An 18,086-nucleotide genomic window follows, 5' to 3' on the forward strand; every position below is an offset into this window, starting at 1 on the left:
TGAGCATATGGACCGGAGAAAATTTCTGGCAAATTCGGCTATCCTCACCATTGGAAGCCGCGTTTATAAAACACTAGGTATGGGAAAAAGTGCCCCCTCCGTTGCAGACCTTATCCGGTTAACGGCAACCGCTTCAAATTTTGAAAGAGAAAAATTAAGGATACCATTCGGGTTTAAAGGAGGCTACCTAACGGAGCTTTGGCAAACAGCTGTGCAACTGAAAACAGACCGGGTTAGCGGAATTGGGTTAGCCACACAGAGCGTATTGTATGGAGATGCTGATCTGTTTGCGGCCTATTCTGAAGCAGCTGCCAACTCATTGATGTTTGCATTGACGGAAAAAGCCTTACATCTGGCAAAAGATATCCCTTTCAGGACACCGGTCGACTTATTTGAAAGACTGCTTCCGGCTGTAACAAATGAAGCAGTATCATTAACCGGTAAGAAGGATATCAATCCAAACTTTGTTCTGAACGCATTAGTGAGCCTTGATAACGCAGCCTGGTTGGTGTATGCTGCTGAGAATGGTTTTAAGGATTATGAACAGATGATCCCGGAAATATACAGACCGGCACTAAGCACACATAATAGCAAAATAGGCGTAATGTTCCAGGTATCTTATAAGATGCCTGTACAGGATATCGTGAAGGCTGCAGACGAAGGGTACTTTATCATTAAGATAAAAACAGGGCAGCCGGGAACGCAACAGGAAATGGTGGAAAAAGATGCCGCCCGTATCAAAGCCATTCATGATGCCCTCCGGTTGAAAAGTACACCTCATACAAAACATAACAGAATTCTGTATACGCTGGATTGTAATGGCAGATACGAAAAGAAATCGACCCTGCAACAGTTAATAGAACAGATTAAAGGGAACGGCCTGATGGATCACTTATTACTGATTGAAGAGCCTTTTCCGGAAACAAACGATGAATATGTAGGTGACCTCGGTGTGCGCATTGCAGCTGATGAAAGTGCGAACAATGAAGAAAATACACTGAAACGTATCCGGCAGGGATATAAAGCGATTGTATTGAAGGCAGTGGCCAAAACGTTAAGTCTTACCTTCAGGATCGTGAAGGTGGCGCATGCGCATCATATACCCTGTTTCTGCTCGGACTTAACGGTAAACCCTATATTGGTAGACTGGCATAAGAACCTGGCGGCAAGACTGCTTCCTTTTCCGGAATTGGGAATTGGCATGATGGAGACTAATGGAAAGGAGAACTACATGGGCTGGGAAACCATGAAGCAATATCTTCCGGCAAGAGATGCATCATGGGTTAATGCAAAACAGGGAGTGTTTGAACTCGATGATAGTTTTTATCAAACCGCCGGAGGAATATTCCGGCCTTCGGATCATTATGTTGAAATGTTTAGAAAAACGTAAAGTACGCGGGTATGTATTCCTGTTAGTGTTCCTGCCGGTTATTTTTTATGGCGCCTGTATGCCCTGCAGCAGTGCCGGAAAGCCAGATGTAACTGCCAAAGCAGTTACATCTGCAAAAGCAGTTACATCTGCAAAAGAACAGGAGGAATACAAGGCCAGGATAGTGGCCTGCAGTTTTGTGAAAAAACACCTGGGTGTTACCATTGGTTTGGAAAGCATATATCATTTCAAAATTACCGGCAGACAAACATATACAATGAAAGGAGTTATCAAGGAGAATGATAATGTCTGCTATTGGTCTGTTACCCTGCTTTTTAACGGAAGCGACTGGAACAATATTAATAACTGGGCCGAATTGATGTTCAATACAAATTATCCGGGGAACGATGGTTGATTTGTTTAATAGGCATTTTTAGGATATTTTTGTATACAAATTACTATTTTTATGAAAGAAGGTTCGTTAGCAAATATGGCATATGCTGAATTCAGGAAAATGATCCTGTCTAATCAGTTAACCAGGGGATCCAGACTTGTGGAAAGTTGGTGGGCGCAGAAATTGAATGTAAGCCGTGTAGCTGTTAGGGAAGCTCTGATCAGGTTGTCAGGCGAAAGTCTGGTTGAATTTGGTGAAAAAGGTGGATGTTTTGTGAAATCCATTACGGCAGAAGACGTTGTGGAAATAAAGGAGTTGCGGGAAGTATTGGAACTGGGTGCATTAAAATTGTTATCGGAAAGGTATGACAAAGAAGTAATAGCAAAGTTGGAAAGAATCTGTGAAGATTTCTCACTGATGGTCAGTGGCGGATATTTGAGTGGTGCCTGCGAAGCGGATGTGAAATTCCACGAGGCTATCATTGAGGGGTCAAAAAATGCCCGCCTTTTACATATTTATAAAAGTAGCAATATTCCCTTGTTTCATTTCAAACTTGGCAGTACGCAGTCTGAAATGAATGACTATGAATTGACGGATGTAGAGCATAGAAAAATTGTGAAGGCTTTAAAAAAGAAGGACTATGAGACGGCAAGGGAAACGCTGATTATGCATCTGGACCGTGGAGAGAAAGCCATGCTTGGAATGGTTCCGGAAAACAACACCGTTGCAGGGTAATGTACGCTGCCGGTCAGAACTTCAGTTCCGCCAGTGATATCTCTCTCCCGTGTTGCCTTTTACTTACGTCCGCAGCTTCCATAAAGGCATACAATTCTATTGTTTCTTTTGAATTGACCGGAGATATGCCTGTCCTGTAGAAATCTATTATCTTTTGAAGCAATGGCTCGTAGCCATGATATCCTGTGATAGGCACATTTCCTTTTTCGCCGAAGGCCATTCCTCCATAGGCATAAACACCGCTTCTGGTTCCCCGGAAAATACCTACCCTTCCGTCTTCCCATACACCTGTAACAATATCCGTAGATGCAGTATGGGTTCTTTGTACTGTGCTGCACCCCAGTCCCATTACCGCAAACAGCATTTCCACTCCATGCACGCCATACCAGTACAAATCAGTATGGGATGGTTCAATTTCACAGGGACTAAAGGTTTCTGCACCGAGTATTTTGCCAATTAGGGAGCCATTCTGCAGCTTTTCCATATTCTCAACATAACGTAAAGTAGACGAAGAGAAAACCGGCACTTTGTGGCGTTCCGCTAATTCATAAATACGGACCACATCCCGGTAAGATGCTGCTACCGGCTTATCAATGAATACAGGTTTGCCTGCTTCAAATATCATTTTTGCCTGTTCCAATCGTAATCTGCCATCATTTGTTTCCAGCATTATTACGTCAGTTACCTTTAAAAGTTCAGCGATGGAGGATGATATGGTGACGCCATACGCTTTTACCTGTTCTGTATATCCGGAGATTCTGCTGTAGCTGCTTTTTATTTCGCGGCTTCCATAAGGGTAGGCGGCTGTTACCCTGTACCCCCCATAAGTATCGTTAGCTTCCGTTGCATTTAATGTTTTTACAAATTCAATGGAATGAGAAGTATCCAGGCCAATGATACCAACTCTTTTCCCTTTCTGTGGTACCGGGAACGCTGCATAGGCTGAACGGGGGTATAAACTTATGCCTATGCCCAGCGTTGCTGCTGTTTGCAGGAAATTACGACGGTTAATATTCGATTTGTTTTTCATCCTGTAGTTATTTATTTATTCGCAAGCCGTCTCAGAGCAATGTAAGCCATAAGGCCGCTGCTCATATTGAATACGTTTTGCTCGTCAACATCAAAAGTGGGTGTATGAAGGGAAGAGTTTATTCCCCGGGCGGTGTTTCCTACGCCTAATCTATAGTAGCAACTATCGGCCAGCCGGGAAAATTCTCCGAAATCTTCCCCGGCCATCCAGATATTCAAGGTAGAAACATTTTCCTTTCCCAGGTATTCAATGGCATATTGAAATACCTGGGCTGTTAGGTCCTCATTATTTTCTACTCCCGGAAATCCCTGTATTTTCACATCAGAAGTGGCGCCCATACTTTCTGAAATGCCTTTGACTATTTTATTGATATGGGCGTGTACTTCTTTTCTCCATGTTTCATCAAGTGTTCTGAGCGTACCTTCCAGGTATACTTCTTCCGGGATAATATTAGTAGATCCGGCGGCGGTCAGCTTCCCTATTGAAAGAACAGTTGGCATCGCTGGGTTAGCCATTCTGCTTACAATTTGCTGCAGGGCAATAATTACATGACCGGCGATTACCACCGGATCTATATTTAAATGCGGTTGCGCGCCGTGTCCTCCCCGGCCTTTGATGGTAATATACAGCTCGTCATTTGAGGCCATATATCTTCCGGGTTTCAATCCCACCTTTCCTGCTTCCAGTTCTGGCATAGTATGCTGACCGATAACAGCGACCAGTCCCGGGTGATTTAATAATCCTTCTTCCACCATGGCTTTGGCGCCTCCGGGATATTTTTCTTCTGCCGGCTGGAAAATAAGTTTGATCTGTCCTCCAAAATCATCTTTCAGGGCCTGTGCAATGCGCGCTACGCCCAGCAATGATGCGGTGTGTACATCGTGTCCGCAGGCATGCATGATACCTTCATTCTCAGATTTATACGGTACATTATTTTCTTCATTAATGGGAAGTGCATCAATATCTGCCCGTAATGCAACTGCTATTGAAGATGGTTTGTTTCCGGTTATGGTGCCGATAACGCCGTTGCCGGCAGATGTCTGCCAGGGAATATTCATTTGGGTTAACCGCTTTTTAATATAGTCAGCTGTTCCCTGTTCGTGAAATGAAAGTTCCGGATGCCGGTGCAGATAGTGTCTGTCTGCAATGATTTCACCGGAAAATTGGTGGCATAGTATTTTAATTTTGTCTATGAGCATCAGCGTGAGTGCTTGGTTAATGATGGATAAGCCTGCAATACACGGTCTATTTCGGAAGACTGTCCCGGGGAAAGACTTTCATGTGGATTGAGACACCAGATGCCTTCAAGAAGTTGCTCGCGGCGGAGCACTTCATGTATCCCGGAAATACATCCGTGAAACTGGTTCGAAGGATCAAAGATGGCCGCATTCATATCGGTGATCATGACGCCGGTAGCCAGTAAGTCTGCTATCCCTTCATTATTGTTGGCGATGGAGTGCTTTATTTTATTAAACAGCTCAACCGCCGGTTTTGTCCAAACAGACCAATGACCCAGCAACCCGCCAACAAATCTTTTTTCAACCGTTGCCCCATTCACTACAAATCTGAAAGGGGTAAGGAGGTCTGCTACCAGGTTGTCGTCATTGCCTGTATACAGGGCAACTTCTTGCATCCGGGTGGAGTCGCACACTGCTCTTACCACATCCAGCGTTTGGTAACGGTTGAATGCAGCAACTTTTATCGCCTCCACATTTGGAATTCCGGCGAAGGCTTTCCAGAATTCGTAACTAAGGATCCGGCCTCCCACAGCAGGTTGCAGATAAAAGCCAAATACAGGCAGGATATCTGCAATTGTCCTGACATGTTTTATCAGGGCTTCGTCCGTCCAGTCGTTTAGCCCGCCAAGACTTAATAAACCGATGTCATAGCCATATTTAACTGCCAGTTCAGCCTCTTTAACTGCCTGGCTGGTAGAGCCGCAAATGCCGGCAACTTTGACAAGTGTTTTTCCACCTGCTGAACGCTGTATCTCATCAGCTGTTAACTCCAGTACCCGTTCCAGCAGGTTAAATTTCGGGTCCCTGATTTCAAATTGCGTAGTATGCACACCAATAGCAATACCTCCCGATCCGCTTTCGAGGTAATATCTGGTCAGCGCTCTTTGCCGTTTTTCATCTATCCTTAATTCGCTGGTAAGCGCAAGTGGATGTGCAGGTATGAAAGTACCCTGGTGCAGCAACGTTTTAACTGCCGGGCTCAATATTTTTGCAGCCATATCTTTAAAATTTTCCTTCCCGTTCCTGAAAATGAGTAGGCTTATTGGAGATTTTTCCGCCGTATTTCAGCCATTCGGCAATCATATAAATCATTTCCTTGAGTGACACCGATGGATAGCCAAATAAATTAAATGCCTCCGCTGAATTGCTCAACAGGGCAGTGGCTTGTTCTTCTCCGCTGAATACCGGTGGCAGGTTGAACAGCTTGCCAAATTCTCCCGCAATCCATCTTACAGAAGCGGTTTCCGGACCTGAAACATTTAAGAACTTTGCAGGTGTGCTGCAATGTAGTAATGAGCGGATAGCAATTTCGTCCGCATCTTTTTGCCATATCACATTTACATGACCCATACGAAGATCAATGCTAATGCCTTCTTTCACACATTTAGCAATTTCAAGCAACACGCCATAGCTGACATCATTCGCATAATTCAATCTGTAAATCAGCAATGGAGTGCCATACTTCGACGACTGGTATTGAAAAATCCGTTCCCGCCCAAGACAGGACTGTGCATATTCTCCAACAGGTGCTGCCGCCATTTCTTCTGTGGCGCCGCCTGCAATAACAGGAGTCAGCGGATATACGTTACCCGTAGAGAAAACAACGATTTTTGAGTTTTTGAATTTTTCCGCTACCAGCCCGGGAAGGAAGCTGTTCATCGCCCATGTTAATGATTCATTACCTGTAGTCCCAAATTTTGTTCCTGCCAGGTATATCACATTAGGCACTTCCGGTAAAGAAGCCAGTTGCTCAGGCTCCAGTAAGTCGACCGGGTAGGTTTCAACGCCATACTGTTCCAGCTCAGACTGAAGGCCGGGTTGGGAGAATCTGGACGCGCCCAGTACTTTCTTTTTCAAACCTGCAATGGCAATAGCGTCCATTGCTAATTTGGCCATAGAGGGCCCCATTTTCCCTCCAACACCAAGTAAGAGAATGTCCCCGTCAATTTTTGCAATGTCTTCGATAAGCGCATCTGAAGGCGTTAGAAGACGACTGTAAATATCATTGATATCGGTCATGTTGTGAAATTTATAGAGATAGTTAAAAGAAGAGTTTTTGAATATTCAGACCGGCCAGGATAAATACGAGAAGAAGCCCCGCTATAGCTGCTATGTTGACGGCCGTTGAATTTTTATATTTGCCCATGATCGTTGCATCATTACTAACCGCAAATAATGCTATTCCGATCAGTGGTACGATCAATACGGTGATGCTTTGTGCAAAAACGATCAGTTCAAGTGGAATATGCCCGAAAAGGATAGCTATTGTTGCGCCGATAATAATGATCAGGGCAATGAAGCTTTTTGCTTTTGGAGAATCCATGCTGCTGCCGAAGCCGAGGGAATCTGCCAGCAGCGTTCCGCCAAGTGTGGCATTGCCGATAAGGGAAGAGAAGGATGCGCCATAAAGGCCTATCAGGAAAAACATAGTAGCCTTCTTGCCGAAAAGGGGCGTAAGCGCCCGGCCCATATCTGCGGCTGTATTCACCTTTATATGGTTAACATGAAGAACGGAGGCAGCGCAGACCATCACAATGACACTCATTAACCCAAGCAAAAGGATACCTGTAAGGCTTCTATCCCTGATCTCATTTCCGCTTTTGTTATTTCTTGCCCTTTCCTGTACAAGATAAGACTGATAAAATGCGCCCACCAGTGAAAAACAGGAAGCGATAAACGCAATGATCAGGCCCTGGGATCCCATCAGGACCTGCGGGCGTAAACCGGCCAGACTCTCTGACAAGGAAGGACGCGCTACGATGCAGGTGACCAGGAACGAAAGCAGCATGGATATTACAATGCCTATCATCACTGTTTCAAGGATCTTGTAGAAACGGCGAAAGAATAACAGGCTTATGCCTATCGCGCTGGAAAGGACCACCCAGAAGCCGGTGGACGTATTCGTTAGTTCGGCCAATGCTACACCGGATCCGATTGCGTTGCCAGCCTGAAATGAAACGGTAACCAGGAAAATTCCTATACCTATGATCGCAGAAAATTTGCTGCCCCACTTCATTTGAATAGTATTTAACAACGATTGTTTGGTGGCCATGCCTATCCTGGCCGCCATAGATGTGTAAATGGCCATAAAGAATATGGCAACTGCCACAATCCATAGTAAACTATATCCAAATTCAGCCCCGAGTTTAGTGGTAATAGTCATTTTACTTGGCCCAAAAACAACGGCCAGCGTAATGATGCCTGGAATAAGGGAGCCGCTCCAATCTTTTAGTTTTGATGACATGCGTCCTGGTTTGGTTGAATAAAATGTTATTTGATTACAAATATATTGTAGTTTTGTATACAAAAATACTTTTTTTGTGTATGCAGAAAAAATAAAGCCTATCCGCCAATGAAAACGCGCAACCGCTGAGAACTGATTTTTTTATAGATATAATTGCCGGAACCCGGCACCTTAGATGATTTATTTATTCAAGTGATATGAGATCGTACCTGACATATGTATGCTGCTGTTTAATGGGCTTATATGCCTGTTCGGGAAGCAGGGGTAGTAAGAAGATTGTATTGTTTGCCACTCCGGCTGTTACCGACAGTCTGAAGCAACAACTGGAAAGAGCAGCAGCCAGCAATGGCTGGCTGCTGCAGGTTACCACAGACCGGCACTTTTTCCAGGAAGATTCCCTGGCCGGATGCAGCGCCGTGGTATCCATGCTGTCGGATGTCGATAGCATGGGCCACCGCGAAGTGGTATCGTTGCGGCGCTACCTGGAAGCAGGCGGAGGCTGGATGTTAGTAGCCGATACACTGCATCACCCAACAGGTTGGCCCTGGCTCGATTCATTGAACGGGCGGAGGGAATTTACGGAAGAGAAGCCTGCCAGGATCTTTATGACGCCGGCACCATTAGCAGCAGGGGTATTGGAAAAAGGTGTGAAATATGCGATCGGGGATAATACCGCGCCGGATTATAAACTTTGTGCCACACTTCCTATACCTGAAAATAACCGGTACGCCTATACGATGTTGGGTCAGGGACTGGATGAACCTATGGAAATGGCCATCATGCCGGGCAACGACGTATTGTTTGTAGAACGCAAAGGTGGCGTAAAATTGTATGAGCACGACAGCAGGGAGATAAAAACCATTGGGCATTTCGACGTTTTCAGTGGCATAGAAGATGGCTTGCTGGGCGTGGCCCTGGACCCGGATTATGAAAAAAATAACTGGGTGTATTTTTACTATGGGGTGGCAGGCAGCAAGGCAGTGAGCCGTTTATCCAGACTGGAGCTGAAGAAGGGGCAGCTGTTGATGCAAACAGAAAAGATCATGATGGAAATTCCTTCACAACGGCAGTATTGCTGTCATTCTGCAGGATACCTGGAATTTGGCCCTGGCGGCCTGTTATACCTTTCAACCGGGGATAATACAAACGCGGAGGCTACCGAAGGTTATACACCGGTAGATGAAAGACCAGGACATGAACTGGCCGACGACCAGGGCACGTCTGCCAACAGCAATGATCTGCGGGGCAAGATACTGCGTATAAAGCCAAAGCCGGATGGAACCTACGAAATACCAGACGGCAACCTCTTTCCTAAAGATGGCTCCGCGGGCAGACCTGAAATTTACGTAATGGGATGCCGCAATCCTTTCCGCATCACAGTAGATCCGCACAACAACTTTCTTTATTGGGGAGATATAGGGCCGGATACTAAGGTGCCCGCTGCTGAAGGCGGTACCCTGAGCTTTGATGAAGTGAATCAGGCCAGGAAGCCCGGATACTTTGGCTGGCCTTATTTTAATGGCAACAATGAAGCATATCCTCTATGGGACTTCGCCGGAAAAAAAGAACGCCCCCGTCAGAACCCGCAGCATCCGGTCAACAACTCACGGAATAATACAGGAGTGCGCAACCTCCCGCCCGCTCAACCGGCAATAATTTGGTATGCCGATGGCAGTTCACCCATATTCCCGTTGGTCGGCAAAGGCGGTGAATCCGTAATGACAGGTCCCGTTTTTTACAGCGATCAGTTCAAAAATGCTAAATACAGGTTATCGTCGTATTATGATGGCAAACTGTTTATTTACGATTGGGTGCGCCGTTGGATCATGGCAGTTACATTTGACAAAGATTATCATTATCTCCGCATGGAGCCATTTCTTGAAAACCTGGAGCCGTCCGCGCCTATAGATATGAAGTTTGGTGAGGATGGTGCGATTTATTTACTGGAATACGGCACCAACTGGTTCGCAAAAAATATGGATGCGAGACTGGTACGTATTACCTATGCAGAAGGTAACCGTAAGCCATTTGCCAGCATCCGGTCTGATAACAACTATGGTGCCGTGCCTTTTACCGCACACCTTTCAGCGGCAACATCCGGCGACTTCGATAAGGGAGATGTGCTGCAATACAACTGGGAGCTGGAGGGCAAAAATTATAGCGGACCAACGCTGGCGCATACATTTAACCAGCCGGGTAAATACAGGATATACTTAACAGTAACGGATAATCACGGCGCCACAGACACCGCCTCATTGACGCTCGAAGTAGGCAACACGCCGCCGGTTGTCCGGATACAGACCAAAAATAACCGTAGCTTTTATTGGGATAATACCTCACTCGATTACCAGGTAAGCGTTACCGATCATGAAGATCCGCAGATCGATTCTTCCGCCATCAGGGTGAGTTTTGATTATCTGGCCTCGGGCCGCGACTTAGCGGTGGTATTAAACGGTAGCAACAGCAGTGCCAGTCCACAGTACGCAAGAGGCCATGAACTGTTTTATTCATTGGACTGTAAGGCCTGTCACACAGAAAACACAGCCTCCGTAGGGCCAAGCCTGCTGGACATCTCACACCGTTATGCTGGTAAGGAAGATAACATCGGCAAGCTGGCGGCTAAGATCATTGCCGGCGGCAGTGGCAACTGGGGCACGCGCACAATGTCTTCCCATCCCGATCTGCTACCTAAGGATGCCAGGGAAATAGTGAAGTACATTATCTCGCTGGGAGCCACCACGCCGTCATTACCCTTGCGGGGATCATTAGCGTTGAAAGCTCATGAAGGAAAAGGAAACAATGGTGTTTATCTGCTTACCGCTTCTTATGCCGACAAAGGAGCCAATAATATAGCACCTCTCACATCGCAGGCTATCGTTGTATTAAGAAACCCGTTACTGGAGGTGGAAGATTTTGATGACAGCAAGGTGAGCTTACAACCCATCGCCACCGCCGGTCTTACCTATGCCTATGTAAAGGATGGGGATTTTGTAGCCTACAAACAACTTGACCTGGCAGGCATCAGCAGTATAAAGTACAATGTGCAATACAGGGGCAGTGGTGGTGAAATCCTGTTACATATCGATAGAAAGAATGGACCGGTAGCAAGCAGGATCACTATACCTCCCGGAAATACGCCCGACTGGAAATCGGGCTGGAAACAGGTGACAGCAACATTGGATGAGATCAGCGGATTACATGACTTGTACTTTGAATTTAAAAGTCCGCACGGCGACAAAGGATATCTTTTCAATATTGATTGGATTTATTTCACAAAAAACAAATAAAGATCCTTATGCCACTATCCGTGAGATACCGATTGTCGGTAATGATGCTGCTGGAATATTTTGTGTGGGGCGCATGGTATGTAACTATGGGAACCTACCTGCTGGTGACGCTGAAAACGGGTGCTGTGCAGGTAGGTGCGGCATATGCCAACCTTTCTATCGCAGCCATAATTTCACCCTTGTTTATAGGCCTGGTAGCCGACCGTTTTTTTTCTGCACAGCGGCTGCTTGGCACACTGCACCTGCTGGGGGCAGCGGTCCTCTTCTGTATCAGCTATGTGCATGAATTTAATGTCTTCTGGTGGCTGATACTGTTGTATACTTTGTTATATATGCCCACCATTTCTTTAACAAATGCTGTTGCCTTCCGGCAGATGGCAAATGCAGGCAGGGAGTTTCCGGCTATACGGGTTTGGGGCACGGTGGGCTGGATAATAGCAGGTTTGCTGGTCGGTGGCCTGCATATCGAAAACAGTATGCTGACTTTTCGTATAGCCGCCGCCAGTGCTTTCTTATTAGGCATCTACAGCTTTTGGTTACCGGATACCCCTCCTGTAAAACAACAGGCGGATCTGCGGGGAATATTGGGAGTGGATGCCTTGAAGCTTTTCAACAACCGTTCCTACACGGTATTCTTCATCACTGCTGTTGCCATCTGTATTCCCCTGGCTTTCTACTATAGCTTTGCAAACCCTTTCCTGAACGATATGGGTGTGCGGAATGCCGCAGGTAAAATGACGATGGGGCAGTTGTCGGAACTGCTGTTTATGCTATTGATACCATTGATGTTTGCACGCCTGGGTGTAAAGAAGATGCTTCTGCTAAGCATGTTGTGCTGGGTGCTACGATACCTTGCTTTTGCATGGGGCAACAATAACCACGAGGCCTGGATGCTGTATGCGGGCATATTACTGCATGGCATCTGCTATGATTTCTTTTTTGTAACCGGACAGATATACACAGACAAACAGGCAGGCCTTGCAGTTAAAAATTCGGCACAAGGGCTGATCACCTTTGCCACCTATGGTGTGGGCATGCTTATTGGCTCTTTTGTATCAGGTTTTACAACAGGCGCCTACAGTACGAACATCAACGGTGCGTTGCTGTATCAATGGCGCAATATATGGCTGGTGCCTGCGGGCATCACTGCTGTGTGCATCCTGTTTTTTACTTTTTTATTCAGAGATAACCAACACAAATAATTAATCTAACATCTAAACAGAATATTTATGGGAAAAAGAATAGCTATGCTTGGAGCTGGATTCATTGCTCGTTTTTATGCAGATGCCATCCAGGGGCAGAGAAGCAGGGACCGTATCACAACTGTGTATTCCCGCAAAGAAGAGAGCGCCGGGAAATTTGCCGCAGATTATAATGTACCTCATTATTCCACCAGTCTGGAGGCAGCAGTAAATCATCCGGATGTGGACGTGGTATGTATTGCGCTGCCTAACCACCTGCATGTAACAGCGGTACTTGCCTGCTGTATGGCAGGTAAGGCAGTAATCTGCACCAAGCCGCTCGGCCGTAATGCCGCAGAGGCCAAACGAATGCTGGAAGCGGTAGAAGCAGCTGGCGTTTTTCATGCTTACATGGAAGATCTGGTATATACGCCCAAGTTTTCAAAGGCATTACAAAGTGTGACAGCGGGAGCGCTGGGCCGTATTCTTTGGGCAAAGTCGCGTGAAACGCATCCTGGTCCGCACAGCGAATGGTTCTGGAATAAAGAGCTGGCCGGCGGTGGTTGTATACTGGATCTGGGCTGTCATTGTGTGGAAATTACCCGTAGTTTTATCGGCAAAAATATCAGGCCGATGGAAGTAATGTGCTGGGCGGATACACAGGTAAAACCGATTGATGCGGAAGATCACGCCATTGCATTGATAAAGTATGAGAACGGCGCTATCGGACAGTTTGAGGTAAGCTGGACCTTTCGGGGCGGCCTCGATCTGCGCGATGAGGTAATGGGCACGGAAGGCACCATCTGGATCAACAATTTTTTACGCACCGGCTTTGACATGTTTACCACCGGGAAGGGAGCTGATTATGTGGCGGAAAAGGCAGAAAGTAACAGTGGATGGGTATTCCCGGTAGGCGATGAGCTGAATGATCTGGGCTACAACCATATGTTTGCTGACATGTTTAACGCATTGGAAGAAGAAAGGGAGCCAAGAGAGACCTTTTATGACGGGTATGTAGTAAATGCAATATTAGATGCGGCTTATGCTTCAGCAGCCAGCGCCCGCTGGGAGCCGGTTAAACTAGAGGTCTGGCGGGGACTCATGGGAACGGGTAAGGCCAATACACTGATTGATTATGATGATCATCATTTTCTGATAAAAGAAGAGATGACACATTTTGGCAGCACCAAGTTAATTCTGAAAGAAAAAAACAGTGGGAAGATCATTGAAATTGTAAAATAACAGCATCATGGAAACGTCAGGGAATAGCCGCAGACAATTTATCAGGACGGCAACCATTGCAGGAATAGGACTTGGTTTCGGTGGAACCTTAAGCCGTGTTTTTGCTCAAACACCAGTATCTGTTGGAAGAAGGATTGGCATTATTGGGCTCGACACCTCACACAGTGTTGAGTTTACTAAAATGTTCAACTCGCCCGATGCTGACCCTGCATTAAAAGGTTTTCGTGTAACCGCAGTATACCCTCAGGGAAGCAGGGATATCAAATCCAGCCTGGATATGGTACCTGGTTATCTCAAAGAGATAAAAGAAATGGGCATTGAAATAGTTGATTCCATTTCTGCGTTGCTCGAAAAAACGGATATGATATTGTTGGAGTCCAACGATGGACGAGTGCACCTGGAACAGGCCTTGCCTGTGTTGAAAGCCGGTAAGCCTATGTTCATCGATAAACCGGTTGCCGCTTCACTCGCTGATACCGGGGTCATTTTTAAAACAGCCCGGCAATATAAGGTGCCCGTTTTCTCCTCCTCAGCCCTGCGTTACATGGATAGCGTGCAGCAGGTGCTGAAAGGTAAAATTGGTAAAGTAACCGGAGCGGATGTATATACACCGGCTTTCCTGGAGAAAACACATCCTGATCTTTTTTGGTATGCTATACATGGAGTAGAAGTATTATTCACCCTTATGGGCACCGGCTGCCGCAAGGTAACCCGCATCTCCGGACCAGACATTGATGTGGTAACTGGTGTATGGGAAGATGGTCGTATAGGTGTGCTCCGCGCCATAAAAAAAGGCCCCTATGGCTTCGGAGGCCATGTATTCGGAGAAAAGGCCATTGCTCCTGTCAGCGACTTCGATTCTTATAAACCACTGGTATACCAGATTGCCGCCTTTTTTGACACCGGTATAGTACCGGTAAAACCAGAAGAGACGCTGGAAATAATCGCATTTATGGAAGCGGCGGATGCAAGCAAAAGGAAGAATGGAGCTACTATAAAAATGGGGAACACCATTTTTTGATCATGGGAAAATGATTGATAAAATTTGAGAGGTGTGCTTGATAACTGATAAAAAGGCATCGTTTTTAACGATGCCTTTTTGAATTTTGGAACGTCACTCCGGTGTACATGAATCCGTCATGTATGTGTTAAGTTTTACAACATCATAAAATGTTTTCATCTTGTTGATTTCGTTTTAAAACTTTTGTAACATGCTATCCTGCTGGTAAGAGAGCTCCCTACCCAAATTTCGGCTCCAACGGCGATTGCCACTGTTCCCCATCCAAAGTCCCGGTCACCTCCATCAATCAGGGAATTAGCGGTAAATGTTACTGGATTAATTTCCGCAACTGAAAATTGATTACCGCCTACTGCCTGTTGGAGCGAATGCGCTTTAAAAAGAATAGCGGGACTTGCTTTTTGACCGGCCAGAAGCAGATTCCCTTTTTCCGTCCAGCGTAAATTGTCGGTGAGAAAATCCAACTGGATATAGGAATCAACGATGGCTCTATTCAGTGAAAACCTCCATAATCGGCGCGTTGCCCATTCTGAAACATAAAGAATTTGTCCATCCCTGGATATTTCAATGCCATTGGCCCCTGATAGCAATTTGCCATTAAGCGTTTGCCATCCTTGGCCAGAGGTCCATTTCCAAACCTGCCCGGTAGGCTTGCCCTTTTCGAATTCGTCAATGAACTTTTTATCTGCCGGGTCATACATACTGGTCACGAAAACCGTTTCGTCCGGAGATACCACAATGCCATTGGCCCATACTGTTGTTGGAAGCCCGATACTTTTGCTCCAGGTAATCTGCAGGTCTTCGGACCGTAAATCAACATCAAAAATCTCAATTGTCTCTTCGCTTCCATGACTTATAACAAATAGCCGGTACTGATTGATTCCGGTTTGAAGACAATTTATTCCATGCGGTCTGAATAGTTTATTGATAGGATTATTATCAGGTAGATTGCCGTTTTTGAGAGGTGTCGGGCCTGGAAAAACTTCTAGTGGCGCGGTACCCTGTTTATCCAGATCAATAGCCATAAGCTTCCCGGATTTAGTCGTCGATGAACTGTAGCAACTGACAATGATCCAATGAGTCCCTGGTAATTGGAGCAGATCCTCCGGGTTTTGTACGCCGGTCAGAAATCGCTCTGGTTGATCCTGGGCCATCAGTTTTTGCCAGGAACCCGCTATTAGCAGGAGTGTAATCACCGGCAGTAAACTGGCGATAAATCTTTTTGTCATTAATTAATATATTATTTGAAAATCAGGTTATCAGTGATTAACCATTGCCATAGCACCTTCGCTGTAACGGGCGCCAATATTCGGATATTTCGCAGCTATTGCATCAATCAGTGCCAGCTCCTGATCGGTCAATTTAATCTCAACCGCACCGGCATTTTCTTCGAGATATTTTCTCCTTTTGGTTCCGGGGATCGGGATGATATCGTCGCCTTGCGCAAGTACCCAGGTTAACGCCAACTGGGCGGGAGTGCAGTTTTTATCTTTTGCCAATAGGGCGAAATCAGCAACAAGCCGGGCATTATTTTCTGCATGCTCGCCATGAGAGCGTGGCAATGTTCGCCTGAAATCATCTTCGGCGAGACTATTGAGATCGAGTACATTGGAAAATAGCCCTCTTGCCAGGGGAGCATAGGGAATCAGACTGATTTGTAACTCCCTTGTAGTTTTCAGGACTTCGCCTTCTACATCACGGGCCAGCAATGAATATTCGCTTTGCAGGGCTGCAATCGGGTGGATCGTATTTGCCTTTATAATGGAAGCGGGTGATGCTTCGCTCAAGCCGATATAACGGACCTTGCCTTCTTTGACCAGATCGGCCATTGCACCTACCGTTTCTTCAATCGGTACATTCGGATCAACCCGGTGAGCATAGTACAAATCAATGGTGTCAATTCTCAGGCGTCTCAGGCTTTGCTCCACGGCAATTTTAATCCAGGCAGGCGAACCATCGAAAAATGTATTTGCTGCTCCGCTATGCCCTGCTACACCATCTTTAAACCGAAAACCAAACTTTGTCGCGATGAATATTTTTTCGCGGTTAGGGACCAATACTTTTGAGATTAGCTCCTCATTCGCTCCATTGCCGTACATATCAGCCGTATCCCAAAAGTTGATGCCCAGATCTAATGCCTTTTCAAGTGTGGCTATGTTTTCTTTATCATCTGCCGGGCCATAAGCAAAGTTCATACCCATGCAGCCAAGACCGATAGCTGACAGCCGTTCATTGGTTTTTCCCAGATTTCTGTATTGCATAATCCTTAAATTTTATTCTATGCAAAAGTAGAAATAGGAAAAGCCTCCTGTTTATAACAATCAAACGGATTCTTACACTATTCAAACAACCATATTACGAAGTTGGTTGGGCGACATGCCGGTGTGTTTTTTGAAGAAATTGGTAAAATACGACGGGTACTCGAACCCCAGGCTGTATGCGATGTCCGCAATATTCCAGTCCGTATGTTGCAAAAGGGCGCCCGCTTCTTTAGTTATCCGGGCAGCGATCTGTTCGGAAGTCGTTTTTCCCGTGGCTTCCTTTACAGAGCGGTTCAGATGATTAATATGCACTGATAGCGCATGAGCGTAATCAGCAGGCGTTTTCAGTGACAGACTTGCTAATGGCGAATCTATAGGAAATTGTCGCTCCAGCAACTCCAGGAATAGCCCCGAAACCCGCGCCGAGGCATTGGCATATGCTCCAAAATTTTCGGCTGGATTGGATTTCATAGCCTCATGGATCAGCAAGTGCAGATAACTACGCAACACGTCATATTTCTGAGCGTAGCTGGAAGCCATTTCCGCCATCATCTTTTGAAAGATGACAGAAATTTCCTGCAGCTGTGCTTCTTCGGGAAAGAAAATGGGATTGCTCCCTATTTTAAAGAGTGGGGAATCCCGTAGGCTTTCTACGCGTTCAGTGTGCTGGATAAAGCCTTCAGTAAATAGACAGTACCATCCGGATTGGTTCTCGGACTCCGGTTCCCAGGAATAGGGGACTACCGGATTTGAGAAAAGCATTGCAGGGCGGTCTATCTGTACCCACTTGTCTGCATAATAGAGCTTGCCCCTCCCAATGATCAGAGATGCCTTGTAAAAATCCCTGCGACTATAGGGTGAAACAACAGAACAAGACTCCCGGCTGAAGACATTGAAATGACCTATCCCCGCATTATTTGTTGATTGCAGCGAGGTAACCTGCCTGGGCAGTCTTTTGTAAAAATCCTCAACACTTTCTGTCGTTTTCATGATACAAAATTATAAAAATCAAACATAATCCCAAAAGAAGATATAACGATGTCTGGTAAAAACGCTTTTTGGAATGGCGGGACGGGATCAAATTAAA

At 45.9% G+C, this 18,086-nt stretch carries 15 protein-coding genes; 7 read left to right on the top strand and 8 right to left on the bottom strand.

The features are described 5' to 3' along the window. Positions 1-7 precede the first annotated feature (7 nt). The 3 genes from B5Z18_RS29615 to B5Z18_RS29625 are packed head-to-tail and all read left to right on the top strand — an operon-like array spanning position 8 to position 2,498. The gene (locus B5Z18_RS29615) at positions 8-1,390 is read left to right on the top strand and encodes an enolase C-terminal domain-like protein (RefSeq protein ID WP_079473194.1); all 1,383 of its coding nucleotides are present in this window, start codon (positions 8-10) and stop codon (positions 1,388-1,390) included. Then, positions 1,365-1,784: a hypothetical protein gene (locus B5Z18_RS29620; protein ID WP_079473195.1), complete on the top strand. Its 420-nt coding sequence runs from the start codon at positions 1,365-1,367 to the stop codon at positions 1,782-1,784. Before B5Z18_RS29615 ends, B5Z18_RS29620 begins: the two co-directional genes overlap by 26 nt. A gap of 51 nt (positions 1,785-1,835) precedes the next feature. Then, complete coding sequence (locus B5Z18_RS29625; protein WP_079473196.1) at positions 1,836-2,498, top strand: GntR family transcriptional regulator; 663 nt, start codon at positions 1,836-1,838, stop codon at positions 2,496-2,498. A 13-nt stretch (positions 2,499-2,511) separates the two neighbouring features. Here B5Z18_RS29625 and B5Z18_RS29630 read toward each other — a convergent pair whose 3' ends face one another. The 5 genes from B5Z18_RS29630 to B5Z18_RS29650 are packed head-to-tail and all read right to left on the bottom strand — an operon-like array spanning position 2,512 to position 8,010. Further along, on the bottom strand, positions 2,512-3,528 hold the full coding sequence (locus B5Z18_RS29630) for a Gfo/Idh/MocA family protein (RefSeq protein WP_079473197.1): 1,017 nt from the start codon (positions 3,526-3,528) through the stop codon (positions 2,512-2,514). A gap of 11 nt (positions 3,529-3,539) precedes the next feature. Further along, positions 3,540-4,727: a M20 metallopeptidase family protein gene (locus B5Z18_RS29635; RefSeq protein WP_079473198.1), complete on the bottom strand. Its 1,188-nt coding sequence runs from the start codon at positions 4,725-4,727 to the stop codon at positions 3,540-3,542. Continuing rightward, positions 4,727-5,764, bottom strand: coding sequence for a dihydrodipicolinate synthase family protein (locus tag B5Z18_RS29640; protein WP_079473199.1), 1,038 nt, complete (start codon positions 5,762-5,764; stop codon positions 4,727-4,729). The genes B5Z18_RS29635 and B5Z18_RS29640 overlap by 1 nt, the downstream gene beginning before the upstream one ends. Positions 5,765-5,768: 4 nt before the next feature. Then, positions 5,769-6,785 carry an NAD-dependent epimerase/dehydratase family protein gene (locus B5Z18_RS29645; protein ID WP_079473200.1) on the bottom strand — a complete coding sequence of 339 codons (1,017 nt, stop codon included), beginning with the start codon at positions 6,783-6,785 and terminating at the stop codon, positions 5,769-5,771. A gap of 22 nt (positions 6,786-6,807) precedes the next feature. Then, on the bottom strand, positions 6,808-8,010 hold the full coding sequence (locus B5Z18_RS29650) for an Nramp family divalent metal transporter (RefSeq protein ID WP_079473201.1): 1,203 nt from the start codon (positions 8,008-8,010) through the stop codon (positions 6,808-6,810). A gap of 197 nt (positions 8,011-8,207) precedes the next feature. On the opposite strand from B5Z18_RS29650, the gene B5Z18_RS29655 reads away from it, so the two are divergent. From B5Z18_RS29655 to B5Z18_RS29670, 4 genes are read left to right on the top strand one after another with little or no spacing between them, the layout of a single operon-like run. Further along, positions 8,208-11,297 (top strand): PQQ-dependent sugar dehydrogenase, encoded by a 3,090-nt coding sequence (locus B5Z18_RS29655; RefSeq protein ID WP_079473202.1) that lies wholly within the window; start codon positions 8,208-8,210, stop codon positions 11,295-11,297. A gap of 8 nt (positions 11,298-11,305) precedes the next feature. Then, positions 11,306-12,499, top strand: coding sequence for a nucleoside permease (locus tag B5Z18_RS29660; protein WP_079473203.1), 1,194 nt, complete (start codon positions 11,306-11,308; stop codon positions 12,497-12,499). Between the two features lie 27 nt (positions 12,500-12,526). After that, entirely contained in the window at positions 12,527-13,720 is a 1,194-nt protein-coding gene (locus B5Z18_RS29665) for a Gfo/Idh/MocA family protein (RefSeq protein WP_079473204.1), read from the top strand. A gap of 7 nt (positions 13,721-13,727) precedes the next feature. Next, the gene (locus B5Z18_RS29670) at positions 13,728-14,741 is read left to right on the top strand and encodes a Gfo/Idh/MocA family protein (RefSeq protein WP_079473205.1); all 1,014 of its coding nucleotides are present in this window, start codon (positions 13,728-13,730) and stop codon (positions 14,739-14,741) included. Between the two features lie 155 nt (positions 14,742-14,896). On the opposite strand, the gene B5Z18_RS29675 is transcribed toward B5Z18_RS29670, so the two are convergent. The 3 genes from B5Z18_RS29675 to B5Z18_RS29685 all read right to left on the bottom strand — a co-directional run bounded on the left by B5Z18_RS29675 (position 14,897) and on the right by B5Z18_RS29685 (position 17,989). Beyond that, positions 14,897-15,967, bottom strand: a complete 1,071-nt coding sequence (locus B5Z18_RS29675) for an SMP-30/gluconolactonase/LRE family protein (protein ID WP_079473206.1) — start codon at positions 15,965-15,967, stop codon at positions 14,897-14,899. Positions 15,968-15,997: 30 nt separating this feature from the next. Then, positions 15,998-16,999: an aldo/keto reductase gene (locus tag B5Z18_RS29680; RefSeq protein ID WP_079473207.1), complete on the bottom strand. Its 1,002-nt coding sequence runs from the start codon at positions 16,997-16,999 to the stop codon at positions 15,998-16,000. An 81-nt stretch (positions 17,000-17,080) separates the two neighbouring features. After that, the gene (locus B5Z18_RS29685; RefSeq protein ID WP_079473208.1) at positions 17,081-17,989 is read right to left on the bottom strand and encodes a helix-turn-helix domain-containing protein; all 909 of its coding nucleotides are present in this window, start codon (positions 17,987-17,989) and stop codon (positions 17,081-17,083) included. Between the last annotated feature and the right edge of the window lie 97 nt (positions 17,990-18,086).

The sequence above is a fragment of the Chitinophaga ginsengisegetis genome (assembly GCF_900168065.1).
GTDB lineage: Bacteria > Bacteroidota > Bacteroidia > Chitinophagales > Chitinophagaceae > Chitinophaga > Chitinophaga ginsengisegetis.

What these genes read in the sequence shown, in the direction of transcription:
- B5Z18_RS29650 (WP_079473201.1), bottom strand. Translation starts at nt 8,010, where the DNA reads ATGTCATCAAAACTAAAAGATTGGAGCGGCTCCCTTATTCCAGGCATC.
- B5Z18_RS29625 (WP_079473196.1), top strand. Translation starts at nt 1,836, where the DNA reads ATGAAAGAAGGTTCGTTAGCAAATATGGCATATGCTGAATTCAGGAAA.
- B5Z18_RS29675 (WP_079473206.1), bottom strand. Translation starts at nt 15,967, where the DNA reads ATGACAAAAAGATTTATCGCCAGTTTACTGCCGGTGATTACACTCCTG.
- B5Z18_RS29615 (WP_079473194.1), top strand. Translation starts at nt 8, where the DNA reads ATGGACCGGAGAAAATTTCTGGCAAATTCGGCTATCCTCACCATTGGA.
- B5Z18_RS29630 (WP_079473197.1), bottom strand. Translation starts at nt 3,528, where the DNA reads ATGAAAAACAAATCGAATATTAACCGTCGTAATTTCCTGCAAACAGCA.
- B5Z18_RS29670 (WP_079473205.1), top strand. Translation starts at nt 13,728, where the DNA reads ATGGAAACGTCAGGGAATAGCCGCAGACAATTTATCAGGACGGCAACC.
- B5Z18_RS29655 (WP_079473202.1), top strand. Translation starts at nt 8,208, where the DNA reads ATGAGATCGTACCTGACATATGTATGCTGCTGTTTAATGGGCTTATAT.
- B5Z18_RS29640 (WP_079473199.1), bottom strand. Translation starts at nt 5,764, where the DNA reads ATGGCTGCAAAAATATTGAGCCCGGCAGTTAAAACGTTGCTGCACCAG.
- B5Z18_RS29660 (WP_079473203.1), top strand. Translation starts at nt 11,306, where the DNA reads ATGCCACTATCCGTGAGATACCGATTGTCGGTAATGATGCTGCTGGAA.
- B5Z18_RS29645 (WP_079473200.1), bottom strand. Translation starts at nt 6,785, where the DNA reads ATGACCGATATCAATGATATTTACAGTCGTCTTCTAACGCCTTCAGAT.
- B5Z18_RS29665 (WP_079473204.1), top strand. Translation starts at nt 12,527, where the DNA reads ATGGGAAAAAGAATAGCTATGCTTGGAGCTGGATTCATTGCTCGTTTT.
- B5Z18_RS29685 (WP_079473208.1), bottom strand. Translation starts at nt 17,989, where the DNA reads ATGAAAACGACAGAAAGTGTTGAGGATTTTTACAAAAGACTGCCCAGG.
- B5Z18_RS29620 (WP_079473195.1), top strand. Translation starts at nt 1,365, where the DNA reads ATGTTGAAATGTTTAGAAAAACGTAAAGTACGCGGGTATGTATTCCTG.
- B5Z18_RS29635 (WP_079473198.1), bottom strand. Translation starts at nt 4,727, where the DNA reads ATGCTCATAGACAAAATTAAAATACTATGCCACCAATTTTCCGGTGAA.
- B5Z18_RS29680 (WP_079473207.1), bottom strand. Translation starts at nt 16,999, where the DNA reads ATGCAATACAGAAATCTGGGAAAAACCAATGAACGGCTGTCAGCTATC.